Source organism: Mycobacterium szulgai (assembly GCF_002116635.1).
GTDB classification, from domain to species: Bacteria; Actinomycetota; Actinomycetes; order Mycobacteriales; family Mycobacteriaceae; genus Mycobacterium; species Mycobacterium szulgai.
Window position 1 is genome coordinate 57,696 of the sequence record NZ_LQPW01000167.1, and the last position, 25,519, is coordinate 83,214.

A 25,519-nucleotide genomic window follows, 5' to 3' on the forward strand; every position below is an offset into this window, starting at 1 on the left:
CGCGCATGCTCGCGCGGAGTGGAGCTAGCGGTGACGAGTCCAGGTCCGGGTCACCGGATCACATTCGATCAAATAGCCGTCGTTTGACGCCGACATGGCGAACACCGGGATGTCGGGCCGGTCGCATGAGCTACCGGCGGCGTGCACACCCGTCGTGATCGGGGCCTTGGCCCAGGCGTTGCCCTCGCACACCACCTGTTCGTTGCTGGTCTGGTCGTAGCCCAGTTTGTCGACGTCGCTGCATACGCCGCCGAGCACCGGCGGCGACGGCTTGGCCGGTGCCGCCGGGGCGTTCACCATTTGGGCGGGGTCAGCCAAGGCCAAGCCCGCAGGTATGTCTCCCACTCGGGTTGCCACCACGGGTACGCGCAGCACCGAACCCTGTGCCCCACACTCATTGCTGCGCACGGTTTCGGTTTCGACGCCGCGCAGCCTGCCGTCGGGCTGCGGCGCCAGCGACCAGGACACCGTTTCCTCCTGGGTGGCCCGCACCGGTCCGTTCTGCTGACGACAGCTCACCCGCTCCTGCTGTGGAGCACCCTGCCAATAGCCGGCGACGAACCGCAGCACGTCGGTCTGACCGCCGTCGGCTGTGCTGACCGCCTGATGGTTCGCGTCGTCCAGCTGGACGCCGGTGGCCGCGCACCCGTTGTTGGTGCAGACGGAATGGAAAGCCCACCAATTTGTGTCCACCCCGTCGTGACGGATCGGCGTCCCGTTAGTGGTCCGCTTTGAGCGGTTGTAGTCCAACCGGTAAGTGCCGTCGAGCACCCGCGCGGGCGTCGCCGCGACCGGTGTGGGGGCGGCGGCCGGGGCGGCCGGGCTGGCGGCCAGCGCCGGTTTGGCCTGGGCGGCAGGTTCGGGCTGAAAGGAGTACAGGATCGACCACGTCGCGGCGACGGCTACCAGGACGGCGCAGACCAGTGCGGCCGCCACCCGAGCCCGTGGCGAAAACTTGTGGTTCAAACCAGCAAACAGCTTTCGCCGGCCGGCCCGCGGATCTGAGCCGGTGTCAGGTGACCCCTGGGCAATGCGCTCACCCACGGCCGCCGAAAAGCCGCGACACCGCTCGAACCGGTCCTCGGGTCTTTTGGCCAGGGCTTTGCAGAACACGTCGTCGAGGTGCGCCAGCTCCGGACGGTAGTCACTGACCCGCGGCGGCTCGTCGTGCAGGTGCTGGCTGATGACGGCGACGGGATTGGGGTTGCGAAACGGCGGCATACCGGTAAGAAGGTGGAAAGCCGTTGCGGCCAAGGCATATTGGTCTGCCCGGCCGTCGATGTTCGAGCCGGCGAGCTGTTCGGGTGCCGCATACGCGACGGTGCCCACCGCGACGTTGGTCTGGGTGATTCCGCTGATGTCGCCGAGGTGGCGGGCAACACCGAAGTCCGCCAACAGGATTCGTCGTTCGTCAGCACCAGAATGGCCGTCGAAGTGGGCGAGCAGGATGTTGGCGGGTTTGACGTCGCGGTGCAGCAGGCCGCGATCGTGGGCGTAATCGAGTGCGCCGGCAACTGCATTGAGGATGGCACACATCTCCTCGGCCGGCATCCCCTCGGGGTAGCGTTCCCGCACCAGCCGAGCGGCGTCGGTACCCTCCACGTAGTCCATGGAAATCCAGAGCTGGCCGTTGAATTCGCCACGGTCGTGTACTCCGACGATGTGTGGATGCCACAGCGTGGCAGCCAGATCGGCTTCCCGGTTGAATCTTTCGCGAAACTCGCGATCGGCGGTGATCGCCTGGGCCAGGACCTTGATCACGTCACGGCGCGGCAAGCGGGGATGCAGAGCCAGATACACCTCGGCCATTCCGCCCGCGCCCAGCGGCCGCAGAATGGTGTAGCCCGCGAAGGGTGCACCGCAGGCCATCGACCCGGGCCCGGAACTGACCTTGCCCGTGTGCAATTCGGCCGCACAGCCCGCGACGGGGTGCGACCTTGCCTCCCGGACGCGATGCAAGAAGAGCGCGACGGTGGCCGACGGCAGCGATTGAAAACCCGCGCGCAGCGCGTCGAGACGCCGGGTACCGCCCCTGCGCTCGTCCATTTCGTCGCTACCCTTCCAGTACCTACCTCCATGTCGAATCATGCCGGAAGATTCACTGCCGCTGGGCCGTTGCCGGCTATGAAGCAGCTATGAGTGATTCATTGGAAACAAAGCTGCTTCACAGCTGGGACAAATCTGCCCGCGTGACAGTGATGTAATGACTCGATCAGCCCCGCCTGCGTTGACGATTCGGCACGAGGGGTCCCGACGTTCCTTCGCCGCGGGCTACGAGGTGGTAGTAGGTCGTGACGTGCAGGCCGACCTGCGCATCCCGGATCCGCGCATATCCCGCGCGCATTTGATCCTGCGTTTCGATCAGGGCCGTTGGCTGGCGATCGACAACGGCTCGCGGAACGGGACCTACGTCAACGGCTATCGAATGCCGGTGGTGGACATCCACGACGGCCAGAGCATCAACGTCGGCAATCCCGCCGGACCGCGGCTGACTTTCGAGATCGGGCCGCAGCAGGCCAACACCAGCCGGCCACCGCAAGGCAGATCGCTGGACAGCGGACCGCCCACCCTGGCCTGGACTGCCGCCCCGGTGCCGCCTCCGAGGGCCACGCCGCGAGGTCGCAAACCTTCACCGCGACGCTCGCCCACGCCGTCGCAGCCCCATCGGGGGGTGCTCGACGACCGCACCACGGTCAACGTCGCGCCGCCCCCGGCCGAGTTCACCGTGGTCGATGCCCAATCGGGCGACGTGTCCCATCTCGCGACCAGAATGGTCAAGCTGCTCTCGCCGCGGCCGTCCGCGCCGGTGAAGACGACCGGTTCTGTCACGATCGGCCGGGCCAGCGAAAACGACATAGTCATCCCCGACGTGCTGGCCTCCCGTCAGCACGCGACGCTGCGGCCCACGCCGATCGGCACCGAGATCCGCGACCGCAGCGTGAACGGAACGTTCGTCAACGGCACCCGGATCGGGTCGGCGATTTTGGCCGTGGGCGACGTCGTCACCATCGGGAATGTCGACCTGGAGTTCGCCAACGGCACCCTGGTGCGGCGTGCCGAAACCGCAACTCGCACCGGCGGTCTGGAAGTCCGCGGGGTCAAGTACACCGTCGACAACGGCAAGCAACTCCTCGACGACATCTCGCTAGTGGCCCGCCCCGGCACACTGACGGCCGTCATCGGTGGCTCAGGCGCTGGAAAGAGCACCCTGGCCCGGCTGATCGCCGGCTACGCCCGGCCCAGTTCCGGCTCGGTCACCTTCGAGGGCCATGACATTCACGCCGAGTATGCGTCGCTGCGCAGCCGGATCGGCATGGTCCCGCAAGACGACGTGGTGCACCGCCAGCTGACGGTGAACCAGGCGCTGGGCTATGCCGCCGAGCTACGTTTGCCACCCGACACCAGCAAATCCGACCGCGCTGCGGTCGTCACCCGGGTGCTGGGGGAATTGGAGCTGACCAAGCACGCAGACACCCGCGTGGACAAACTCTCCGGCGGGCAGCGCAAACGGGCCTCGGTGGCGCTGGAATTGCTCACCGGCCCGTCACTGCTGATCCTCGACGAACCCACGTCCGGGCTGGATCCGGCACTGGATCACCAGGTCATGATGATGCTGCGCCAGTTGGCCGATGCCGGGCGCGTGGTGATCGTGGTGACGCACATGCTGTCCTACCTGGACATCTGTGACCAGCTGCTGCTGGTCGCCCCCGGCGGCAAGACCGCGTACTGCGGGCCGCCGGACCGAATCGGCACGGCGATGGGAACGACCAACTGGGCCAAGATCTTCAACCAGGTGGGCGCCGATCCCGACGAGGCCAACCGGCGCTTCCGGTCGCAGCACCAGGCGCAGCAGCCGTCGGCGCAGCCCGACACCGCGCCGGCCGCACTCGGCGAGCCGGTACACACCAGCGTGCGGCGCCAGATCTCGACCATCGCGCGCCGGCAGGTTCGGCTGGTCGTGGCCGACCGCGCCTACTTCGTGTTCCTGGCCGTGCTGCCGTTCATCCTGGGTGCGCTATCGCTGACCGTTCCCGGTACGAATGGCTTCCGGGCCGTCGCCGAACACAGCGGTACCCCCGACGAAGCCGCGCAAATACTAAACCTGCTGCTGCTGGCCGCGGCCTTCATGGGCACCGCGCTCACCATCCGCGACCTGGTGGGTGAACGCGCGGTGTTCCAGCGCGAGCAAGCCGTGGGGCTGTCGACCACCGCCTACCTGTTGGCAAAGACGGGTGTGTTCTGCCTGTTCGCGATTCTGCAATCGGCGATCATCACAGCCATCGTGGTGGTCGGTAAGGGTGCGCCGACGCGCGGGCCCGCGGTCCTCGGCCACGGCACCGCCGGAGCCATCGGGGAACTGTTCGCCACCGTCGCGGCGACCTGCATAGCCTCGGCGATGCTCGGGCTGGCCATCTCGGCGCTGGTCCGCTCGAGCGAACAGATCATGCCGCTGTTCGTGGTGTCGATCATGGCGCAACTGGTGCTGTGCGGCGGCATGGTGCCGGTGACCGGCAGGCTGGTGCTCGACCAACTCTCCTTCGCCATGCCGGCGCGGTGGGGTTATGCGGCAGCCGCGTCGACGGTCGATGTCCGCCATCTGATCCCCGGCTCGCTGGTCAGCCAGGACCGGTTCTGGCGGCATACCTCGAAGGTTTGGCTTTTCGACATGGGCATGCTGGCGACGTTGTCGGTGTTCTACACCGTCTTCGTGCGGTGGAAGATTCGGTTACGCCGCTAAGGTGAGGTCATCCATCCACCGAAGCACGAGACGTTCAATCTGCTAGCCCGCACGAACACCGATCCGAAGGGCGTGGTGCGCGCCGTTGACGAGTACGCGGTGCACCCGTGGGGGCTGTATCTGGCGCGGCCCACTCCCGGGCGGGTGCAGTTCCATTACCTCGAATCGTGGCTACTGCCGTCGTTGGGCTTGCGCGCTACCGTCTTTCACTTCAATCCCGGCCATGAACGAGACCACGACTATTACCTCGACATCGGCGAATACACGCCGGGCGAGGCGGTGTGGCGCTCCGAAGACCATTACCTCGACATCGAGGTGCGCACCGGCCGCGGAGCCGAATTGGCTGATGTCGACGAGCTGCTGGACGCCGTGCGTCACGGATTGTTAACGCCCGAGGCCGCCGAGCTGGCGGTGCGGCGCGCCGTGGCCGCCATCGACGGCTTGGCGCGCAATGGTTACGACCTTCAGGCGTGGCTTTCCACGAACGGCATGCAACTCAAATGGCTTGGGGTGTAGTCGGTTTCGCCGTCAGGTGCCGCCGCGCGAGCTTGCGCCAACGCCGTTGCCGGTAGCGGTAAATCCCGGTCGCCATAGCCGCGACGAAGGAGGTGGCGAGGCCGGCGTCGATGTCGACGGTGTCGCTGTACCGACAGGAGCGGTCGTCGAGTGGTTCGACATGCAGCGTGTGGTTCCACGCCTTGAGCAGTCCGCCGTGCTCTCGGGTGCGGATCGTCCCCGTCGCTTGGTCAACCTCGACGACCTCGATGGTGTGCCGGTAGGCGGGTATCACATGGAATGCGAAAAGCCATCCCGTACCGCGCTCACCGGCATACAGCGGCTCGGTGCGCCCGGCCAGCGAGGGAAAGCCGAACAGGCCCTTGCAGACGTAGAGGAAGGTGGCCGGGGAAAGCATCGCCGACCACACCCGGTTGGCGGTGGCGGGCAGAATGGTTTCGACGTGAACGGTGCGCACGAACCGAATTCTGCTGAACTTGACGCCGAATGACTACTCGCTTTCGCCCGGGAGGTCCGCCATCGCACCCACAGATCGATTTCGGCAGCGCAAGCAGCCCAAACAGGAGCGGGCTGCCGAGACCAGACAGCGCATCCTGGACGCGGCGGCTCACATTTTCGCCGAGCACGGCTATGCCGCGGGTACCACCAACCGAATCGCCGAGCGTGCCGGAGTGTCGATCGGCTCGCTGTACCAATACTTTCCGAATAAGGACGCCGTGCTGCGCGCGCTGATGGACGCCCACGTCGACGCCGGGGCACGGTTGCTGGGCGAGCGCCTGTCGACCGGTCTGCCGCCGCAACTCGACGCTGCCTTGCGGTTGTTCGTGCGCGCGACCATCGACAACCACCGCGACAATCCACGCCTACATCGCGTGCTGTTCGAAGAAGCGCCGCGGGCGCCGGCGTTTTTGGCGCGAATGCATGAATTGGAGCGGTTCAGTGTGGATGCGACTGTTCAGCTGCTCGAGCAGCACCCTGAGGCGCGCGCTGGCCGGCTGAACGCTCACGTCGTCGTCGCGACCATCGATTCGCTGGTGCACCGGCTCGTCACGTCGGAGGCTGACGTCGACTTGCAACAAGTCGAGGACGAAATCGTCGCCTTGCTCACCGGATACCTGCGCCAGGCCAGGGCAGCCGACAGCTAGGGCTTCCAGCCGGTGGTGTCGGCCCATTCCCAGGCCCGCCGGTATGCGTCGAGAAACCACGGTTCCTTCGCGGTCACATAGCGCAGTATGTCCCCGCCGCCGCCGGCATCGGCTTTCCGTTTGACGTCGAGGTAGTCGGCGCGTACGTCAGGGTTGGCTTTCAGCCAGTCGACGAACAGCAGGGCGAACTGCTGGTTGGGCCGGCCATCCACCCGGATGTGCACGTTGGTCGGCCGGCCGGGATCGGCGGATGCGTGAATGCGCTTGTGCCAAAATGCCGAATCGGCACTGTGGTCATAGCGGTCGACGGTGCTGCGCGCATCAGCCTTGGGCGCGTCCTGGGTGATGTGCTCCAGGCGCGGGTAGCCGGCGGCGAGCAACGGTTCGACGAGTTCGTCTGCCACGTCGAGCGATTCAACGGTGATTTGGATGTCGATGACATCCTTAGCGTCGTAATCAGGGACGGCGGTTGAGCCGATGTGGTCGACACGCAACGCCCGGTGTCCGCACGCCGTCTTCAGGCGGTTGATGATGCGCTGCGCCTGATCCGGCCAACTCGGGTCGGCCGGAACCAGTCGCGCCGGCGCGCGGGCGATCTGACGCTCAGTCAGGTTGTGCGCAAACGGAAGTATGCGGTTGTGCCACACGTCGTGCGCCTTGGCTACCAAGTCGCCTGGCTCACCGGAATTGTCCAGCCAGACGTCGGCGACCGCGCGCCGCTGCTCATCGTTGGCTTGGGCGGCGATCCTGGCCCGGGCGTCGTCTTCGGCCATGCCACGCAGTTCGACCAGCCGCTTCACCCGCAACTCGACGTCGGCGTGGACGATGACCACCAGTGGGAACAGCGGCGCCATACCGGATTCCACCAGTAGCGGAATATCTTCCACTACAACGGCATCTTCAGAGACCGCCGCGATCATCTCCGCACGCCGGCGGGCCACCAACGGGTGCACGATTCCGTTGAGCTTCTTACGCTCCTCGTCATCCCGAAAAGCCTTGGCGGCCAACGCCGGCCGATCCAGCGCTCCGTCCGGCAGCAGAATGTCGCGACCAAAGGCGTCGACCAGCGAGGCCAGCCCCTCGGTGCCCGGTTCGACCACTTCGCGGGCGATGACATCCCCGTCGACGATGATTCCGCCGCAGTCCGAAAACGCCTTGGACAGCGCCGATTTCCCGGCGCCGATTCCACCGGTCAACCCGATGCGCAGCATCCGCTGACAGTATTAGGCGTTGCCGGCGAGCTTTTCCCGCAGCGCGGCCAATTGCGCGTCGCTGGCCAGCGACCCACCGGCGGCCTTCTCCGACGACCCACTGCTGGATTGGGTTTGCTCCCCGGCGGCGTGCGCCTCGGCCTCGGCGGCGGCGAACTTCTCCATCTGCGTGGTGTGCATCTTGTGCCGGCGCTCGGCCTCGGCGTAGCGGGCTTCCCACTCGTTGCGCTGGGTGTCGAAACCCTCGAGCCATTCGTTGGTCTCGGCGTCGAAGCCCTCGGGGAAAATGTAGTTGCCCTGCTCGTCGTAGCTGTCGGCCATGCCGTACTTCGCCGGGTCGAATTCCTCGGTGTAGTCCTCGTTGGCCTGCTTGAGTGACAACGAGATTCGGCGGCGCTCCAGGTCGATGTCGATGACCTTGACCATCGCGTCGTCGCCGACGGCAACCACCTGGTCGGGCACCTCGACGTGGCGCTCGGCCAGCTCGGAGATGTGCACCAGGCCCTCGATGCCCTCCTCGACGCGGACGAACGCGCCGAACGGAACCAGCTTGGTGACCTTTCCGGGCACGATCTGGCCGATGGCGTGGGTGCGGGCGAAGTGACGCCACGGGTCTTCCTGAGTCGCCTTCAGCGACAACGAAACCCGCTCGCGGTCCATGTCGACGTCAAGCACCTCGACGGTGACCTCGTCGCCCACCTGAACCACCTCGGACGGGTGGTCGATGTGCTTCCAGGACAGCTCGGACACGTGCACCAGACCGTCCACCCCGCCGAGATCGACGAATGCGCCGAAGTTGACGATCGAGGAGACCACACCCTTGCGGATGGTGCCCTTCTGCAGCTGGTTGAGGAATTCGCTGCGCACCTCGGACTGGGTCTGCTCCAGCCAGGCGCGCCGCGACAGCACCACGTTGTTGCGGTTCTTGTCCAGCTCGATGATCTTGGCCTCGATCTCCTTGCCGATGTACGGCTGCAGATCGCGCACCCGGCGCATCTCGACCAGCGAGGCGGGCAGGAAGCCGCGCAGGCCGATGTCGAGGATCAGGCCACCCTTGACCACCTCGATGACGGTGCCCTTGACTGCCTCGTCCTTCTCCTTGAGCGCCTCGATGGTGCCCCACGCGCGCTCGTACTGCGCGCGCTTCTTGGAGAGGATGAGCCGGCCCTCTTTGTCCTCTTTGGTGAGGACGAGGGCCTCGACCTCGTCGCCCACGGAAACGACCTCATTGGGGTCGACGTCGTGTTTGATCGAGAGCTCGCGGGCGGGGATGACCCCTTCGGTCTTGTAACCGATGTCGAGGAGCACCTCGTCCCGGTCCACTTTGACGATGGTGCCTTCGACGATGTCGCCATCGTTGAAGTACTTGATCGTTTTGTCTATTGCGGCGAGAAAGTCCTCGCTGGAGCCTATGTCGTTGACGGCTACTTGGGGCGAGGTGACGGTGGGACTCGGCATGTTGTTGGGTTGCTCCGGACAGGGTTCATCGTAGGGACAAATTGGGGTTTACCTGTCGAGGCTACTCGACGGGGCACACGCTGGACAAACTGGTCACCCGCGACCGCTAATGGGCCGCCGCATCCCAGCTGCGGCCGTAGCCGACCGACACCTCCAGCGGGACATCAAGAGGGTAGGCGCCGCCCATTTTCTCGCGCACCAGCGCCTCGACCCGGTCTCGTTCTCCGGGTGCGATTTCGAGCAGTAATTCGTCATGTACCTGCAGCAACATCCGCGACGCCAGCCCAGCCTCCTTGAGCGCCCTGTCGACTTCGATCATGGCCACCTTGATGATGTCGGCCGCGCTGCCCTGGATCGGCGCATTGAGCGCCGCGCGCTCGGCCGCCTCGCGCACCTGCCGATTGCTGCTGTCCAGCTCCGGGAGATAACGCCGACGGCCCAGCACGGTCGAGGTGTAGCCGTCCTTGCGGGCTTGCTCGACGATGTTCATCAAATAGTCACGCACTCCGCCGAATCGAGCGAAGTACTGGTCCATCTGTTCCTTGGCTTCTTCGGTGGAGATCTTCAGCTGAGCCGATAGGCCGTAGGCGCTCAACCCGTATGCCAATCCGTACGACATGGCTTTGACCCGGCGCCGCAACTCCGCGGTCACCTCTTCTATCGGCACGCCGAAGGCCCGGGATGCAACGAACGAGTGCAGGTCCTCTCCGGTGTTGAACGCCTCGATGAGGCCTTCGTCGCGCGACAAGTGCGCCATGATCCGCATTTCGATCTGGCTGTAATCGGCGGTCATCAGCTCCGCGTAGGTCCCGGTGCCCACCACGAATGCGTCGCGGATCTGCCGACCCGCATCGGTGCGGATCGGGATGTTCTGCAGATTGGGTTCGGTCGAGGAGAGTCGGCCGGTGGCCGCGATGGTCTGGTTGAACGTGGTGTGTATCCGGCCGTCGGCCGCCACCGAATTCAGCAGCCCGTCCACGGTGACCTTCAACCGGGTGACGTCGCGGTGGGCCAGCAGGTGCTGGAGAAATGGATGCCCGGTCTTGTCGAAGAGCGACTGCAGGGCGTCCGCATCCGTGGTGTAGCCGGTCTTGGTCCGCTTCGTCTTGGGCATGCCCAGCTCGTCGAACAACACGACTTGCAGCTGTTTGGGCGAGCCCAGGTTGATCTGCTTGCCGACCACCGCGTAGGCGGCCTCGGCGGCGTCGCGAATCTGGTCACCGAACTGACTTTGCAACTCGGTCAGCATCTTCAGGTCGACGGCGATGCCGACGTGTTCCATCTCGGCCAACACCTGCTGCACCGGCAGCTCCATGTCACCCAGCAATGCGGTGGAGTCGATGCGGGCCAGTTCGGTGTCCAGCGCGTCCGCGAGATCGATGACGGCCCGGGCCCGCAGAATTGCGGTTTGGACGGCTTGCACGTCCACTCCATCCGACTCGTCCAGGTCGTCGAGTAGCGAAAGCTGTTGCTGTTCAGGCGTTTCCGCCCGCAGCTCGCGACGCAGGTAGCGCAGTGACAGGTCGTCGAGGGTGAAGCTGCGCTGACCCGGACGAACCAGGTAGGCCGCCAGTGCGGTGTCGGAGGTGACGCCATTGAGGGTCCAGCCGCGGCCCGCCAGGTCGTGGATGGCCAGTTTCGCCTCGTGTAATGCCTTGGGTTTGGCGGGATCGGCGAGCCAGGCGGCCAGCGCGGCGTCGTCGTCTGGAGTCAACGTGGCGGTGTCGAGGTAGGCGCCTTCTCCGTCAGCGGCCGCGATGGCCAGCGCCGTGGCGTCCCCGCCGTGCGGCAGGTGAGTGCCGACCACGGTCAGGCCTGACCGGCGCCCGTCCGCGGCGTGCTCGGCCAGCCACTGCCCCACGGTCCCCGGTTCCAGTGCGCCGCCGCGCACGTCGAACCCCTCGTCGACCTCGGGCTCGACGGCGGCCAATGTGTCGAACAACCGGTCTCGCAGCACCCGGAACTCCAGGTCGTCGAAGAGCCGGTGGATCTGGTCGCGGTCCCAGGGCAGCAGCCGCAGCGTGTCCGGCGTCTGCGCCAAGGGCACATCACGAACAAGTTCGGTGAGCTCCCGGTTGCGCACCACATTGGCCAGATGCGCCCGCAACGCATCGCCGACCTTGCCGCGCACCGAGTCGACGTTGTCGACCAGCGACTGCAGCGAGCCGTACTCGATGATCCACTTCGAGGCGGTCTTCTCCCCCACTCCCGGAATGCCGGGCAGGTTGTCGCTCGGGTCGCCACGCAGCGCCGCAAAGTCGGGGTATTGCGTTGGCGTCAGGCCGTACTTCTCGACGACCGCCTCGGGCGTGAAACGGGTGAGTTCACTGACGCCTTTGATCGGGTACAGCACCGTCACGTCGTCGCTGACGAGTTGCAGCGAGTCGCGGTCACCGGTAACCACCAGCACCCGGTAACCCTCGTTCTGGGCCTGAGTCGCCAGCGTCGCGATGAGGTCGTCGGCCTCGAAGCCCGGCTCGGAAAGCACGGTAATGCCAAGCGCGCCAAGGACTTCCTTGGTGATGTCGATCTGGCCGTGGAATTCGTCGGGAGTCGACGATCGGTTGGCCTTGTACTCCGGGTAGCGCTCGGAGCGAAACGTCTGCCGCGACACGTCGAACGCCGCCGCGATATGGGTGGGACCCTCGTCGCGCAGCAGATTGATCAGCATGGCGGTAAAGCCATAGACCGCGTTGGTGGTGAGCCCGCCGCGGGTCTTGAAATTCTCCGCCGGCAGTGCGTAGAACGCACGGAAGGCCAGCGAATTGCCGTCCAGCAGCATCAGGGTGGGTTTGGCTTGATCCGAGCTGGTGGCCTCAACAGACGGAGCATTCACGGCTCACACTCTAGGCACCCGGTCTGACGCAGCCGGAGCCTGGCAGAACTGGAACACGTTTCAGTTTTGTGCTCGCGCTGGGTAGTCTGGCCGAGTGCCAGAGGTCACCAGCCAAGAACCCGCGATCGACGGATGGTTCGCCACCGATGACGCCGGAAACCCGCATCTGATCGGCAGTAAATGTCCGCAGTGCGGCACGTACGTCTTCCCGCCCCGAGAAAACAACTGTCCCAACCCGGCCTGTGACGGCGACGAACTAGAGGCCGTCGCATTGTCGCGCCGCGGCAAGCTGTGGAGTTACACCGAGAACCGCTATGCACCGCCGCCGCCGTACCCCTCCCCTGATCCCTTCGAGCCCTTCGCTGTCGCCGCCGTGGAGCTGGCCAAGGAGGGGCTGATCGTGCTGGGCAAGGTGGTCGAGGGGACCTTGGCAGCCGATCTGAAGGTCGGCATAGAGATGGAGCTGACGACCATGCCGCTGTTCACCGACGACGACGGCGTGCAGCGCATCGTCTACGGGTGGAGGATCCCATGACCCCGGAACCCGTTTACATCCTCGGCGCCGGCATGCACCCGTGGGGCAAGTGGGGTCGCGACTTCACCGAGTACGGCGTGGTGGCCGCGCGGGCCGCCCTGGCCGAATCAGGCCTGGACTGGCGTCAGATCCAGCTGGTGGCCGGCGCCGACACCATCCGCAATGGCTACCCGGGCTTTGTCGCCGGCGCCACGTTCGCCCAGAAGCTCGGCTGGAACGGCGTACCCGTGAGCTCGAGCTACGCCGCCTGCGCCAGCGGATCCCAGGCGCTACAGAGCGCGCGCGCCCAGATTCTGGCCGGCTTCTGCGACGTGGCGCTGGTCATCGGCGCCGACACCACCCCGAAGGGGTTTTTCGCTCCGGTCGGCGGCGAGCGCAAGAACGACCCGGACTGGCAGCGCTTCCACCTGATCGGCGCTACGAACACGGTGTACTTCGCGCTGCTGGCCCGCCGGCGCATGGACCTCTACGGCGCCACACTCGAGGACTTCGCTCAGGTGAAGGTGAAGAACTCCAAGCACGGGCTGAACAACCCGAATGCCCGCTACCGCAAGGAGAACTCGATCGACGACGTGCTGGCCAGTCCGGTGGTCTCGGATCCGCTTCGGCTGCTTGACATTTGCGCCACCTCCGACGGTGCGGCCGCACTGATCGTGGCGAGTAAGTCCTTCGCCCAGAAGCACCTCGGCTCGGTGGACGGCGTGCCGTCCGTGCGGGCCATCAGCACCGTGACTCCGCAATACCCTCAGCATCTGCCCGAATTGCCCGATATCGCAACTGATTCCACCGCGGTGGTGCCGGCGCCGGGTCGGGTGTTCAAGGATCAGATCCTCGATGCCGCCTACGCCGAGGCCGGTATCGGACCCGAAGACCTCAGCTTGGCCGAGGTCTACGACCTGTCCACCGCGCTGGAACTGGACTGGTATGAGCACCTGAACCTGTGCGCCCGGGGCGAAGCTGAGACGCTGCTGCGCAGCGGAGCCACCACCATCGGCGGCAAGGTCCCGGTCAACGCTTCGGGCGGGCTCGCGTGCTTCGGCGAAGCCATTCCCGCCCAGGCGATCGCCCAGGTCTGCGAACTCACCTGGCAGCTGCGCGGGCAGGCCACCGGCCGCCAAGTGGACAACGCGAAGGTGGGTATCACCGCCAACCAGGGCCTGTTCGGCCACGGCTCCTCAGTGATCGTGGCCCGCTAGCCCCCCTATTCGGGGGTGAAACTACGGCGCCCCCGCCCGGCGCGTCGCCGCCGTCAGCTCACGGTCGACGCCACGAGTGCACACTCAATGGCAGTTAGGCGTCCTTGGGTGCGTCGCCGAGCGTTTCCAGCACCACTTCGGCTACCCGCTTCATGGTGGTACGCCGGTCCATCGCGGCCCGCTGAATCCACTTGAATGCCTCCGGCTCGGACATGCCCTGCTTGGCCTGCAGCAGGCCTTTGGCACGTTCGACGAGCTTTCGGGTTTCCAGCCGGTCCGACAGCGTGGCCACTTCCCGTTCCAGCGCCGCGATCTCACCGAACCGGGAGACCGCCAATTCGATGGCCGGGATCAGATCGCTGATCGTGAAAGGTTTGACCAAGTAAGCCATAGCCCCCGCATCGCGGGCGCGCTCGACCAGATCGCGCTGACTGAAGGCGGTCAGCACCACGATCGGCGCAATGCGCTTGCTCGCGATCTCCGACGCGGCGTCGATCCCGTCGCGGCGCGGCATCTTGACATCCATGATCACCAGATCCGGCTTATGCCGCTCAGCCAGCTCGACGGCTTCCTGGCCGTCGCCGGCTTCCCCGACGATGTCGTACCCCTCCTCTCGCAGCATTTCAGCGAGGTCCATCCGGATGAGCGCTTCGTCTTCCGCGATCAGGACCCGGCGCGGCGGAGCGGCTTCGGCGTCGTTGTTGGGGCCGGTCATGACGGACATTGTGTCGTGGACCGTTCAGACTCGGAAGCTTGGGGGGCGGTGAGTCGGGACGACACTGCCTTAAGGTAGAAAGCCGTACGCCAGCCCTCGTATCCCAACTGGCAGAGGAAACGGATTCAAAACCCGTACAGTGTGAGTTCGAATCTCACCGAGGGCACCAGTTACCTGACCTCGATCGTGGCAGGTCAGCGACGTGTTCTACGGCTTTTCTACGGCCTTCTGAAGTGGAACGGGCCGAGCGCGATGTCGGTCAGGTTGCTGGCGCCCGTAGCCTGCGCCATGGTGCCACCGATGAAGCGGATACCGACTACGAGGTCGTTGTTGCCGTAACCGGCGTCGGCCAAAACGGTGCCGAAGAACGTGGGCGTGGAGTCCAAGACGATGGCAACATTTTGGTTGCCAGAAACAGCCGAGGCGCTACCACCGGACCCCAGGATGAACGCGACGTTGTGGTCGCCTATGCCGCCCGTCTGAACAGTGTTCTGAGTACCCAGGGCGAAGCCAATATTGTTGTTGCCGAAGCTGCTTTGAACCGTGCCGGAGCCCGCGACGAAGGCAACGTTGTTGGCGCCAAACAGGGCTTTGGCATTGCTGCCGGGACCTGAGGCGTAGGCAGAGTTGTTGTTGGTGTTGTCCGTGATGATGGAGACCTGGGCTTTCCCGCCACCCTGATCCCGTCGCCGACGCCGGATAAGTTGCCCGCGGCGGCCACCATCGCCTGCGATGCTGCGCTCACAAATGACATCTGAAACCTTGCGATCGGTCGGCACCGCGACGTAATACCAGTTCAGAACACTCAGCCGGCTCTCCACCGACCGGTTGGCAGGAACGCATCATATGCCCGTCCCCGGTAACGCACCGAGGTTTGCTCAAGCTATTCGCGCCCGGTTTACGCGTCAAATACGCAAGGCGCCCGAAGACGTCCGGTAAACGTCGAGCTCAAAGGTTACGCTGTGATTCGTGGTGGCTAAGAAATGTGGCGCCCCACTAACAGGAGCCGATGGGTCGCAGCAGCGTCCGGACTGCGTGGCGGCTGCTCGCGCTCATGCCGGCGCTCCTAACCAGCACTACGCAGCCACTGCTGCACGCCGGGCCCGGATACTCAACATCGCCGCCTGGATGTCGGTTGTCGTCACGACCAGCTTCGTGGCGGTGCAATTGCTGATGGGCTCGTGGCTCTGGCAGGTCATTTCGATCAACCTCGCGGCCGGGCTGATCTTCGCGAGCATCCCGATGCTGCACCGCTTCGGAGAATTGGTGGCTCCCCTGACCTTCATCGCGGCTGCCTACGTGACGGTGTTCGCCAGTGCCTGGGAAGTCGGAACCGGATCAGGCGCCCAGCTGTTTTTCATCGTCGGCACCTGCCTGGTCGTGCTGGTGCTGGGCGTTGAGCACATCGTGCTCGCCAGCGTCCTGGCCGCGACCGCAGCGGGCCTGGTCATCGCATCGGAGTTCCTGATTCCGCGCGACACCGGACTGCAGCCGGCCTGGGCCCAGTCGATGGGCTTCGTCATCACCACCGTGTCCGCGTGCGTGGTGGTGGTCGTGACCGTCTGGTTCGCGCTGCGCGATACGGCACGCGCCGAAGCGGCCATGGAGGCCGAACACGAGCGCTCGGAGGCCCTGCTGGCCAACATGTTGCCGGCCAGCATCGCCGAGCGGCTCAAAGAGCCCGAGCGCAATGTCATCGCCGACAAGTACGACGAGGCCTCGGTACTGTTCGCCGACATCGTCGGCTTCACCGAGCGCGCCAGCAGCACCGCGCCGGCCGATCTGGTGCGCTTCCTGGACCGCCTGTACGGCGCTTTCGACGCCCTCGTGGACAAGCATCAGCTGGAAAAAATCAAGGTCAGCGGCGACTCCTACATGGTCGTCAGCGGTGTTCCCCGGCCCCGGCCCGACCACGTCGAAGCGCTTGCCGATTTCGCCCTCGACATGGCCGCCGTCGCCGCCGGGCTGAAGGACCCGCACGGACGATCCGTGCCGCTGCGGGTCGGCTTGGCCACCGGCCCGGTGGTCGCGGGTGTGGTGGGTTCTCGCCGGTTCTTCTACGACGTGTGGGGCGACGCGGTCAACGTCGCCTCGCGGATGGAATCCACCGACTCGGTGGGGCAGATTCAGGTGCCCGACGCCGTCTACCAGCGGCTGAAGGATGAGTTCGTGCTGCGAGAGCGCGGGGTCATCGACGTCAAAGGCAAAGGCGCCATGCGGACGTGGTATCTCGTGGGCCGCAAAGCCCCCAAGCAGTCCGAAGAGCCGGGGGACCTGGTGGCCGAGGATCAGCGCACCGCACGAGTCTGACCCTCAACCCCTGTACCAGAACCGTCACATGCGTCACACTGGTGCCATGCAAGCAAGCCCTGCACCCCTCCCTGTCCCAAGTTTGCTACCGCATCTGTGGAAATCCACGCTGGTCTCCGGGGTTCTATCAGTGGTCCTCGGCGTCCTTGTGCTGGCCTGGCCGCAAATATCGGTGCTGGCCGCAGCCATCGCGTTCGGGGTCTACCTGGTGCTGACCGGTATCGCACAGGTCGCGTTCGCGTTCGCGTTGCATGTTTCGGCCGGCAGCCGGATCCTGCTGTTCATCAGCGGGGCCGCCTCACTGATCCTGGCCGTGCTGGCGTTCCGCCATTTCGGTAATGCCGTGCTGTTGCTGGCCATCTGGATCGGCATCGGGTTCATTTTCCGCGGTGTCGCGACGACGGTGTCGGCCATCAGCGATCCCACGCTGCCAGGACGAGGCTGGTCGATTTTCGTCGGCCTGATCAGTTTGATCGCCGGCATCGTCGTCATGGCGTCACCGTTCGCGTCGATCATCACACTGGCGATCGTGGTCGGCATCTGGCTGGTCGTGATCGGCGTCTTCGAAATCGTCTCGGCGTTCGGGATTCGCAAGGCATCGCGATCGCTGCAACAGTAGCGTCGGCCCCAGCCCGTCTACTACACTTTGTCGTAGCTGTTTTCTAACCCGCCGCAGCATCGGGAGATGACAATGAATGTCGTCGACATATCGCGGTGGCAGTTCGGTATCACCACCGTCTACCACTTCATTTTCGTGCCGCTCACCATCGGGCTGGCACCGCTGCTCGCGGTGATGCAGACGGCGTGGGTGGTCACCGACAACGTCGCTTGGTATCGCCTCACCAAGTTCTTCGGCAAGTTGTTCTTGATCAACTTCGCCATCGGGGTGGCGACGGGAATCGTGCAGGAATTTCAGTTCGGGATGAACTGGAGCGAGTACTCGCGGTTCGTCGGCGACGTGTTCGGCGCCCCGCTGGCGATGGAAGGCCTGGCCGCCTTCTTCTTCGAGTCCACCTTCATCGGGTTGTGGATCTTCGGCTGGAGCAGGCTGCCCAAACTGGTGCATCTGGCCTGTATCTGGATCGTCGCGATCGGGGTCAACGTCTCGGCGTTCTTCATCATCGCGGCGAACTCCTTCATGCAGCATCCGGTTGGCGCGCACTACAACCCGGCTACCGGCCGCGCCGAACTGAACAGCATCTTCGCGCTGCTTACCAACAACACCGCGCAGTGGGCGTTCTTGCACGCGGTCAGCGGCGCGTTGCTGACCGCAGCAACATTCGTCGCCGCCGTCAGCGCCTGGTGGCTGGTCCGTTCCCGTACCTCAACCGTCGACCCGGGCACCCGCGCGATGTATCGCCCGGCGACCATCCTGGGATGCTGGGTTGCGCTGGCCGCCACCGCCGGTCTGTTCTTCACCGGCGACTATCAGGGCAAGCTGATGTTCCGGCAACAGCCGATGAAAATGGCTTCGGCGGAGTCGTTGTGCGACACCCAGACCGATCCGAACTTCTCCATCCTGACCGTCGGCAGGCAGAACAACTGTGACAGCCTCACCCGCGTCATCGAGGTCCCCTATGTGCTGCCGTTCCTGGCTGAAGGCCGGACCGACGGCGTCACACTGCAAGGCGTGCGCAACATCCAGCAGGACTACCAACAGCGGTTCGGGCCCAACGATTACCGGCCCAACTTGTTCGTCACCTACTGGTCGTTCCGCATCATGATCGGGCTGCTGGCGATTCCGGTGCTGTTCGCGTTGCTGGCGTTATGGCTAACCCGCGGCGGCCGGGTCCCGAATCAGCGCTGGTTCGCCTGGTTCGCGCTGCTCACCATCCCAACGCCGTTTTTGGCCAACAGCGCGGGCTGGGTATTCACCGAAATGGGCCGCCAGCCTTGGATTGTCGTACCGAATCCCACCGGCGATCAACTGCTGCGACTCACCGTGGCCCAAGGTGTGTCAAACCACGCTCCCGCCATAGTGGTCACCTCGTTGGCGACATTCACGCTGATCTACGGGGTGCTCGCGGTCGTCTGGTTCTGGCTACTCAAGCGCTACATCGTCGAAGGCCCGCAGGAACACGATGCGGAACCCGCTGCGCCCCAAGCACCCAGCGACGACGAGGTGGCTCCCCTGTCGTTCGCTTACTGACCCTAGATAGGAGCTGGCCAGTGGGACTTCAACAAATTTGGTTCGGCATTATCGGGGTACTTTTCCTCGGCTTCTTCATCCTCGAGGGCTTCGACTTCGGCGTCGGCATGTTGATGGAGCCGCTCGCCCGCATCGGCTCGGGCGACAAGGGCGATAGAGAAGCCAACCGGCGCGCGGCGCTCAACACCATCGGCCCGGTCTGGGACGGCAATGAGGTCTGGCTGATCACCGGTGGCGCAGCGATGTTCGCCGCTTTTCCCGGGTGGTATGCCACCGTGTTCTCCACGCTGTATCTGCCGCTGCTCGCCATCCTGTTCGGCATGATCCTGCGCGTGGTGTCCATCGAATGGCGCGGCAAGGTCGACGACACCAAGTGGCGCGGCTGGGCCGACTTCGGCCTCGCGGCCGGATCCTGGCTGCCTGCCTTGCTGTGGGGCGTGGCGTTCGCGATTCTGGTGCGCGGACTTCCGGTTGACGCCAACGGGCACATTCACCTGTCCATCACCGATGTGCTCAACGTCTACACGCTGCTTGGCGGTTTGGCGACCACGGGCCTGTTCTTGTTCTACGGCGCGGCGTTCCTGGCTTTGAAGACCGCAGGCCCGATCCGGGACAGTGCATACCGCATCGGCTTGTGGCTTGCCCTGCCGGTGACGGGATTGGTTGCCGGATTTGGGGTTTGGACGCAGCTCGTGTACGGCAAGCAGTGGACGTGGGCGGCCCTGGGAGTGGCGGTGGTCGCACAGTTAGCGGCGGTGCTGCTGGTGTGGCGACGCGCCTCCGACGGCTGGGCGTTCGCGTGCGTGCTGCTGGTCGTGGCCGCCGTCGTGGTGCTGCTGTTCGGTGCCCTGTACCCCGACCTGGTGCCCTCGACGCTGAACGAGCAATGGAGCGTGACGATTTACAACGCCTCGTCGACTCCGTACACGCTCAAGATCATGACCTGGGTCACCGCGATCTTCGCTCCGCTGACTGTGGTGTACCAGGGATGGACGTATTGGATTTTCCGGCAACGGATTTCGGCCGAGCGGATACCGGCGTCGATCGGTCTGACCAGGCGTCCATCCTGAGCGCTAAGGCCCCCACAACGCGGGCGCCGCTGGATCCACGCCTGCTGCGGGCCTCGGGAGCGCTGCGCCGCTACCTGGTCGCGGCGGTGGGCTGCGGCGTGGTGATCTCTGGCTGCGCCATCGGCTCGGCGATCGTGCTGGCGAGTATCGTCGCGCGGGTGGTGGCCGACCCCTCGGCTCGTTGCCTGCGATGCTGGGTGGGACCTCTTTCAACCCTTTTGGCGCTGTGGATAATCCGCACACTGACACACTGGTTACAGGCGCGCTTGGGGGAACGGGGAGCCAGCGCGATCATCGCCGACCTCAGCGGTCAGGTGCTGGCCGCGGTGACCGCGCGGCCGCCCGCGGAGCTGGCCGCGCGACGCGATGCCGCCACGGTCGTGGTCACCCGCGGCCTGGACGGTCTGCGCCCCTACTTCACCGGTTATCTCCCGACGTTGCTACTGGCCGCGATCCTGACGCCGGCCACCGTCGCGGTGATCGCCGTCTACGACATGAAATCGATGGCGATCGTGGCGATCACGCTGCCGCTGATACCGATCTTCATGGTGTTGATCGGAATGGCCACCGCTGACCGCTCGGCGGCCGCGCTGGCGGCGATGACCACGCTGCAAGCACGGTTGCTCGATCTGATCGCCGGGATCCCAACCTTGCGTGCACTGGGCCGGGCTTGCGGGCCAGAACAGCGCATCGCCGAACTGGATGCCGCACATCGACGCTCGACGATGGCGACGCTGCGGATCGCGTTCCTGTCGGCGCTGGTGCTGGAACTGCTGGCCACGCTCGGCGTGGCGCTCGTCGCTGTGAGCATCGGCCTGCGCTTGCTGTTCGGCGAGATGAGTCTGGCCGCCGGCTTGACGGTCCTGCTGCTCGCACCCGATGTGTACTGGCCGCTGCGCCGCGTCGGCGTGGAATTCCATGCGGCCCAGAACGGTAAAACCGCTGCCGACAAAGCCTTCGCACTGATCGGCGAGCCGGAACCGCAAATACCTCACGGGCGGACCGTCACCGCCCGGGGCGCCGAGATTCGACTGGCGGGCCTCGACGTCATGACTCGGGATGGCCGCGCGCCGCATGACCTGACGGCGGTAATCGAACCGGGCCGGGTAACTGTGCTGACCGGACCTAACGGCGCCGGCAAGAGCACCACACTGCAGGTGATTGCGGGACTCACCCCGCCATCGGCCGGACGGGTCACGGTAGCCGGAATCGAAGTGGGCGAACTTATGCCGGCCGATTGGTGGCGGCAATTGTCCTGGCTCCCGCAGCGCCCAGTGCTGCTCCCGGGAACCGTACGCGACAATCTGCTGCTGCTCGGCCCCCTTGACGACCTTGAAAGAGCTTGTGCGACAGCCGGATTCGATGCGGTGCTGGCCGAGCTACCCGATGGGCTGGACACCGTGCTCGGCCGCGGCGGCGTGGGGCTTTCCCTGGGCCAGCGGCAACGCTTGGGTCTGACCAGGGCGCTTGGCTCGTCCAAAGCTGTGCTGCTGCTGGATGAACCGACCGCACACCTGGACGCCCGCACCGAGGACCGCGTCCTTGCGGCCCTCGTCGAGCGCGCTCGTGCCGGTGCGACCGTGGTGGTCGTCGGCCACCGCGAACGGGTCGTCGCAATCGGCGACCGGGTCGTCGACGTCACCGCAGAGAGCCGGGTGGACTATGCGCCGGTGTGATGCGGGCCCAGTGATCGAGCTACTGGGGCCCCGGCTGCCGCGGATCCTGGTCGCCATCGCGCTCGGGGTGCTGTCGTTGGGCAGTGCCTTAGCGCTGGCCGGTGTTTCGGCATGGCTCATCACCCGCGCCTGGCAGATGCCGCCGATCCTCGACCTGTCCGTGGCGGTAGTGGCGGTGCGCATGTTCGCGATCTCGCGAGGCGTCTTGCACTACTGCGAGCGACTGGCCACCCATGACACGGCGCTGCGCGCGGCGGGCACCGCGCGGGTGCGGCTCTACGAGCGGCTGGCGCACGGACCGGCCTCGGCCACTGTTCGGCTGCACAGCGGTGAACTGGTGGCACGTATCGGCGCTGACGTCGACACCCTGGCCGATGTGTTGGTGCGCGCCGTAGTGCCGATCGGGGTCGCCGCGGTGCTCGCGATTGCGGCAACCGTGGTTGTCGGAATCATCTCGATACCGGCCGCCGGCATACTCGCGATCTGCCTGGTGATCGCCGGGGTAACTGCTCCTTGGCTGGCGGGCCGCGCCGCCGCGGCGCAGGAAACGCTCGCCCGACAGCATCATTCCGAGCGTGACACGTCCGCGCTCGTCGCGCTCGAATACGGGCCCGAACTTCGCGTCGCCGGCGCGCTGTCGCGGGTCATCGCCGAATCGCAACGGCGCCAGCGCGTCTGGGGTGCGGCACTCGACGTTGCCGCGCGACCCGCCGCCGTCGCCGACGCCATGCCGACGGCGGCGATCGGGGTCAGCGTGCTCGGCGCGGTGGCGGCCGCAATCGCCATGGCACCTACCGTCGCGCCGACGACGCTGGCAATCCTGATGTTGTTGCCACTATCGGCATTCGAGGCGACCAACGCCCTGCCCGCGGCCGCTATCCAAATGACGCGATCCCGAATCGCAGCACATCGCCTGCTGGACCTGGCCCCGGCCAACCCCGAGGAAACCACTGCGCCGCTATCCTCACCTGCTGTCTTCGGCCGGTTATCCGCCGACATCCGGTCCGGTCACACTCCGGCGCAGTCGATCCATGCGGCAGTCAACCTCGCACCGGGGGCACGGCTGGCCATCACCGGCGCCAGCGGTTCGGGCAAGACGTCACTGCTGATGACGTTGGCGGGCCTGCTGACGCCAGTGAGCGGGCGGGTGCTTTTGGACGGAATTGAGCTGAGCCGCCTCGATGAGGCCGAATTACGGAGCAGGGTCACGCTTTTCGCCGAAGACGCGCACATCTTCGCCACCACGGTCCGAGACAACTTGCTGGTTGCCCGCGGCGATTGCACCGACGAGGAACTGACGGCCGCCCTGCAGATGGTCGGCCTCGACGGGTGGCTGTCGGGTCTCCCGGACGGCCTGGCGACAGTATTGATTGGTGGCGCACAGGCGGTCTCGGCCGGTCAGCGCAGACGGTTGCTACTGGCCCGAGCGATCCTCTCCCCCGCCAAAATCGTGCTGCTTGACGAACCCACCGAGCACCTCGACGCGGCTGACGCCGAGCAGGTGCTCAGTGATCTACTGAGCACCGATTCCGCATTGCTGCCGCAACGAACCGTTGTGGTGGCGACGCACCATCTGCCCGACGACACTTGCTGCGCCACGCTGGCGATCACAGATGTCGCCGGCGCGGCATGAACTCCAGCGACAGCAACACGAACATCAACGGAACGAGCTGCCTCAGCGTGACCAATGCATAGCGGCGACAGTCCATCGCGTGAAACTTGCGCAGGTACCGGTACAACGACTCCAGCGCGATCAGCGGATCCAGCACATGGATCAGCCGGTAGAACACGCGGTGCAGCCAGCTGCGCTGGCTTTCCTCGAACAGTTCCGGAAACGCCGCGAAGGCCAGCGATACCCGTTGCCCCCCGGCATTTTTGGTGGCTTCGATCATATCGATGGTGAGACGCTCGTCGAGGCCGTTGGGTGCCCCGCGGCGCCGCCACGGCACATCAAGGGAGATGTCACTGCCGGCGCCGGCCGTGGTGAAGCGGTCGAAGCCCTGTACCTTGCCCGATGCGTCCCTGGCGATGATCAGCTGCACTCCCGGGAATCGGCCCTCCAATACGCCGTCCAGATTCATGCAGAAGCCCCGATCGGTGCGGCTCCCTTTTGGTGAGGCCACCAGCACCTCGGTCAGCTCGGCCCGTTGCTCGTCGTCGAGTGCCTGCTCGGCCACGATCTCGGTGGTGATGCCGGCGTTGTGGGTACGCCGCACGGCCTGACGCAGATTGCGGAATCTGCGGCCCACCATCTCGAAGCTGGACACGTCGATGACGACGTCTCGCCCAATCGGGATGGCCCGCAGCGCTTGTCCGATTACCGCAGGATCGGTCCACAGGTCCAGTCGCCGCTCGCTGCAGCCGATCACAACCATCCGCCAGCCGCGGGTGTGGCACATCGCCGCGAAATCAGCCACCAGCGCGCGGAATTGCGTTTCATCGCCGACGGGATCCCCGCTGACTACCGCGAACCCCATCCGCGTCCGGAAGGCAAGCGTCGCCGATCCGTCGGCGCTGAAGTGGTAACACTTGCCCGTCTGCATGGCGAAGGGCGCCAACGGGTCTTCCTGAGTCGCGCTGATCAACGCCCACACCCGGAGCAGATCTTGTTGCCGTGGATGCGCTGCCGTCGACCACATCAGCACCAGGCCCGAACCAGCGATCAAGACGTCACCGAGCAAGTCGAATGACAGCACATGGGCACCCAGACCCACCACCAGGAAGCCGGCCGCCGCCGCGGCGTGCATCGCCGTTACCGGACGGCCCAGGAAGATTCCGCGGGCGATCAACGCCACTGCGGCCAGCACCGTGAGCGACCAAGCCAACCGGCCAGCGGCCTGCCAGTTCTCGTGCCGGTAGTTTCGCGCCAGCAATGAGATCAGCCAGCATGCCGCGCAGAAGACGGCCAAAGCACCGACCCACCGCGCCCGCACCGAGCCGAAGTGCACGACAACGCGCTGGTGGGCGCGCAGCCTCGCGAGGACGTCGACTGACGACTCTTTCACACTCACCTCCCGATGAGCTGCGTCTACCCGAAAACGTTACGCCGAATCGCCGCCGTGACGAGGGTCTTACGTATACGACCTGTCTATCGGCGCGCGGCGGGAAAGTATTTCAGGACGCCTTCTTGCATCACGGTCGCCACGAGTTGCCCGGAGCTGTCGAAGAAATGCCCGCTGCCCAGGCCACGCGAATCCGCAGCCACCGGCGACGACGTCGAATACAGCACCCAGTCGTCGAAGTTGACCTGGCGGTGAAACCACACCGAGTGGTTGGCGGATGCGGCAAAAATGCGGTCGAAACCCCAAGACAGTCCGTGGGTGGTGATCACCGAGTCCAGCACTGTGGTATCCGATGAATAGAGCATGGTCGCGGTGTGCAGCACGGGATCGTCGGGCATCGCGCCCAAAGCCTTGACCCAAACCCGGTTGTAGCCGAGCCGATCGCCTTTGTCCCGCATCACCCACGACGGGTCATTCGTGTAGCGCCATTCGATGGGCTGCAGCGCGTTGACGAAATGCGGGACGGTTTCCTCGTAGCCGCGCAGCAACTCACCGATCGTGGGGAGCGCATGCGGCTTGACCACCTCTGGGGGTTCGACGGCGTGCTCGAGTCCGGCGCCGCCGGACATGTAGGAGACCAGCGCGGAGGACAACAGCACGCCGTCCTGCACCGCATCGACGCGCCTATTGGCGAAGCGACGCTCGTCACGCAGCCGCACCACCTGGAACTCGATGTCCTTGCCGGTGTCACCGCCGTTGATGAAGTGCACCGAAAAAGCACTCGGCGGCAGCTCGGCACGGATCAGGCTGCGGCTGCTGGCGACGAATGACTGCGCCATGAGCTGGCCGCCGAACGTCCGCATCGGGTTCTTGCTGGGATGGGAACCGACAAACCGGTCCTCGGAGATGCGATTCAGATCCAGTACGTCCAGCAGTTCCTGAAAATCAGACACTGACTCAAC

20 protein-coding genes and 1 tRNA gene are annotated in these 25,519 nt (G+C 65.4%); 12 read left to right on the forward strand and 9 right to left on the reverse strand.

The features are described from left to right. Positions 1-24: 24 nt before the first annotated feature. Positions 25-2,046, reverse strand: a complete 2,022-nt coding sequence (locus tag AWC27_RS26115; RefSeq protein ID WP_085673286.1) for a serine/threonine-protein kinase — start codon at positions 2,044-2,046, stop codon at positions 25-27. Between the two features lie 157 nt (positions 2,047-2,203). Between AWC27_RS26115 and AWC27_RS26120 the strand changes: the two genes are divergently transcribed. Both AWC27_RS26120 and AWC27_RS26125 read left to right on the forward strand, forming a co-directional pair. Next, positions 2,204-4,738: an FHA domain-containing protein gene (locus AWC27_RS26120; protein ID WP_085673288.1), complete on the forward strand. Its 2,535-nt coding sequence runs from the start codon at positions 2,204-2,206 to the stop codon at positions 4,736-4,738. Between the two features lie 75 nt (positions 4,739-4,813). Next, positions 4,814-5,254 (forward strand): ribonuclease FAU-1 family protein, encoded by a 441-nt coding sequence (locus AWC27_RS26125; RefSeq protein ID WP_139837233.1) that lies wholly within the window; start codon positions 4,814-4,816, stop codon positions 5,252-5,254. Here AWC27_RS26125 and AWC27_RS26130 read toward each other — a convergent pair. Beyond that, positions 5,235-5,711, reverse strand: coding sequence for a hypothetical protein (locus AWC27_RS26130; protein ID WP_085673292.1), 477 nt, complete (start codon positions 5,709-5,711; stop codon positions 5,235-5,237). The two genes, AWC27_RS26125 and AWC27_RS26130, sit on opposite strands and share 20 nt — an antisense overlap. Positions 5,712-5,730: 19 nt before the next feature. On the opposite strand from AWC27_RS26130, the gene AWC27_RS26135 reads away from it, so the two are divergent. Next, complete coding sequence (locus AWC27_RS26135; RefSeq protein WP_245847523.1) at positions 5,731-6,399, forward strand: TetR/AcrR family transcriptional regulator; 669 nt, start codon at positions 5,731-5,733, stop codon at positions 6,397-6,399. Here the strand turns inward: AWC27_RS26135 and coaE are convergent. From coaE to polA, 3 genes are all read right to left on the reverse strand, one after another. After that, on the reverse strand, positions 6,396-7,610 hold the full coding sequence (gene coaE, locus AWC27_RS26140; protein ID WP_085673294.1) for a dephospho-CoA kinase: 1,215 nt from the start codon (positions 7,608-7,610) through the stop codon (positions 6,396-6,398). The two genes, AWC27_RS26135 and coaE, sit on opposite strands and share 4 nt — an antisense overlap. Positions 7,611-7,622: 12 nt before the next feature. Then, on the reverse strand, positions 7,623-9,068 hold the full coding sequence (gene rpsA / locus AWC27_RS26145) for a 30S ribosomal protein S1 (protein ID WP_085673295.1): 1,446 nt from the start codon (positions 9,066-9,068) through the stop codon (positions 7,623-7,625). Between the two features lie 106 nt (positions 9,069-9,174). Beyond that, on the reverse strand, positions 9,175-11,850 hold the full coding sequence (polA, locus tag AWC27_RS26150) for a DNA polymerase I (protein WP_085673297.1): 2,676 nt from the start codon (positions 11,848-11,850) through the stop codon (positions 9,175-9,177). Positions 11,851-11,998: 148 nt separating this feature from the next. On the opposite strand from polA, the gene AWC27_RS26155 reads away from it, so the two are divergent. Both AWC27_RS26155 and AWC27_RS26160 read left to right on the forward strand, forming a co-directional pair. After that, a complete protein-coding gene (locus AWC27_RS26155; RefSeq protein ID WP_085673299.1) occupies positions 11,999-12,439 on the forward strand; it encodes a Zn-ribbon domain-containing OB-fold protein in 441 nt (146 codons plus the stop codon). Continuing rightward, a complete protein-coding gene (locus tag AWC27_RS26160) occupies positions 12,436-13,635 on the forward strand; it encodes a lipid-transfer protein (protein WP_085673301.1) in 1,200 nt (399 codons plus the stop codon). Before AWC27_RS26155 ends, AWC27_RS26160 begins: the two co-directional genes overlap by 4 nt. Positions 13,636-13,729: 94 nt before the next feature. On the opposite strand, the gene AWC27_RS26165 is transcribed toward AWC27_RS26160, so the two are convergent. Then, a complete protein-coding gene (locus AWC27_RS26165; RefSeq protein ID WP_085673487.1) occupies positions 13,730-14,350 on the reverse strand; it encodes an ANTAR domain-containing response regulator in 621 nt (206 codons plus the stop codon). 92 nt (positions 14,351-14,442) lie between these two features. On the opposite strand from AWC27_RS26165, the gene AWC27_RS26170 reads away from it, so the two are divergent. Further along, positions 14,443-14,519 (forward strand) — tRNA-Leu (locus AWC27_RS26170). Positions 14,520-14,568: 49 nt separating this feature from the next. Here the strand turns inward: AWC27_RS26170 and AWC27_RS26175 are convergent. Further along, entirely contained in the window at positions 14,569-15,171 is a 603-nt protein-coding gene (locus AWC27_RS26175; protein WP_085673303.1) for a hypothetical protein, read from the reverse strand. 148 nt (positions 15,172-15,319) lie between these two features. Between AWC27_RS26175 and AWC27_RS26180 the strand changes: the two genes are divergently transcribed. The 6 genes from AWC27_RS26180 to cydC all read left to right on the forward strand — a co-directional run bounded on the left by AWC27_RS26180 (position 15,320) and on the right by cydC (position 23,188). Then, positions 15,320-16,660, forward strand: a complete 1,341-nt coding sequence (locus AWC27_RS26180; protein ID WP_085673305.1) for an adenylate/guanylate cyclase domain-containing protein — start codon at positions 15,320-15,322, stop codon at positions 16,658-16,660. A 28-nt stretch (positions 16,661-16,688) separates the two neighbouring features. Next, the gene (locus AWC27_RS26185) at positions 16,689-17,279 is read left to right on the forward strand and encodes an HdeD family acid-resistance protein (protein WP_085673307.1); all 591 of its coding nucleotides are present in this window, start codon (positions 16,689-16,691) and stop codon (positions 17,277-17,279) included. A 72-nt stretch (positions 17,280-17,351) separates the two neighbouring features. After that, positions 17,352-18,809, forward strand: coding sequence for a cytochrome ubiquinol oxidase subunit I (locus AWC27_RS26190; RefSeq protein ID WP_085673489.1), 1,458 nt, complete (start codon positions 17,352-17,354; stop codon positions 18,807-18,809). Between the two features lie 20 nt (positions 18,810-18,829). Further along, positions 18,830-19,879: a cytochrome d ubiquinol oxidase subunit II gene (cydB, locus tag AWC27_RS26195; RefSeq protein WP_085673309.1), complete on the forward strand. Its 1,050-nt coding sequence runs from the start codon at positions 18,830-18,832 to the stop codon at positions 19,877-19,879. A 62-nt stretch (positions 19,880-19,941) separates the two neighbouring features. Continuing rightward, positions 19,942-21,555 carry a thiol reductant ABC exporter subunit CydD gene (gene cydD / locus AWC27_RS26200; RefSeq protein WP_139837234.1) on the forward strand — a complete coding sequence of 538 codons (1,614 nt, stop codon included), beginning with the start codon at positions 19,942-19,944 and terminating at the stop codon, positions 21,553-21,555. A gap of 10 nt (positions 21,556-21,565) precedes the next feature. Next, positions 21,566-23,188: a thiol reductant ABC exporter subunit CydC gene (gene cydC, locus AWC27_RS26205; protein WP_372516800.1), complete on the forward strand. Its 1,623-nt coding sequence runs from the start codon at positions 21,566-21,568 to the stop codon at positions 23,186-23,188. Here the strand turns inward: cydC and AWC27_RS26210 are convergent. Further along, positions 23,163-24,560: a bifunctional lysylphosphatidylglycerol flippase/synthetase MprF gene (locus AWC27_RS26210; RefSeq protein WP_139837221.1), complete on the reverse strand. Its 1,398-nt coding sequence runs from the start codon at positions 24,558-24,560 to the stop codon at positions 23,163-23,165. The two genes, cydC and AWC27_RS26210, sit on opposite strands and share 26 nt — an antisense overlap. An 83-nt stretch (positions 24,561-24,643) precedes the next feature. Continuing rightward, positions 24,644-25,510 (reverse strand): acyl-CoA thioesterase II, encoded by an 867-nt coding sequence (locus tag AWC27_RS26215; RefSeq protein ID WP_085673317.1) that lies wholly within the window; start codon positions 25,508-25,510, stop codon positions 24,644-24,646. Positions 25,511-25,519 lie beyond the last annotated feature (9 nt).

Excerpts from the sequence above, each read along its gene's own strand:
- AWC27_RS26115 (WP_085673286.1), bottom strand. The coding sequence starts at position 2,046 with ATGGACGAGCGCAGGGGCGGTACCCGGCGTCTCGACGCGCTGCGCGCG.
- AWC27_RS26120 (WP_085673288.1), top strand. The coding sequence starts at position 2,204 with ATGACTCGATCAGCCCCGCCTGCGTTGACGATTCGGCACGAGGGGTCC.
- coaE (WP_085673294.1), bottom strand. The coding sequence starts at position 7,610 with ATGCTGCGCATCGGGTTGACCGGTGGAATCGGCGCCGGGAAATCGGCG.
- rpsA (WP_085673295.1), bottom strand. The coding sequence starts at position 9,068 with ATGCCGAGTCCCACCGTCACCTCGCCCCAAGTAGCCGTCAACGACATA.
- polA (WP_085673297.1), bottom strand. The coding sequence starts at position 11,850 with ATGCTGCTGGACGGCAATTCGCTGGCCTTCCGTGCGTTCTACGCACTG.
- AWC27_RS26160 (WP_085673301.1), top strand. The coding sequence starts at position 12,436 with ATGACCCCGGAACCCGTTTACATCCTCGGCGCCGGCATGCACCCGTGG.
- AWC27_RS26165 (WP_085673487.1), bottom strand. The coding sequence starts at position 14,350 with ATGACCGGCCCCAACAACGACGCCGAAGCCGCTCCGCCGCGCCGGGTC.
- AWC27_RS26185 (WP_085673307.1), top strand. The coding sequence starts at position 16,689 with ATGCGTCACACTGGTGCCATGCAAGCAAGCCCTGCACCCCTCCCTGTC.
- AWC27_RS26190 (WP_085673489.1), top strand. The coding sequence starts at position 17,352 with ATGAATGTCGTCGACATATCGCGGTGGCAGTTCGGTATCACCACCGTC.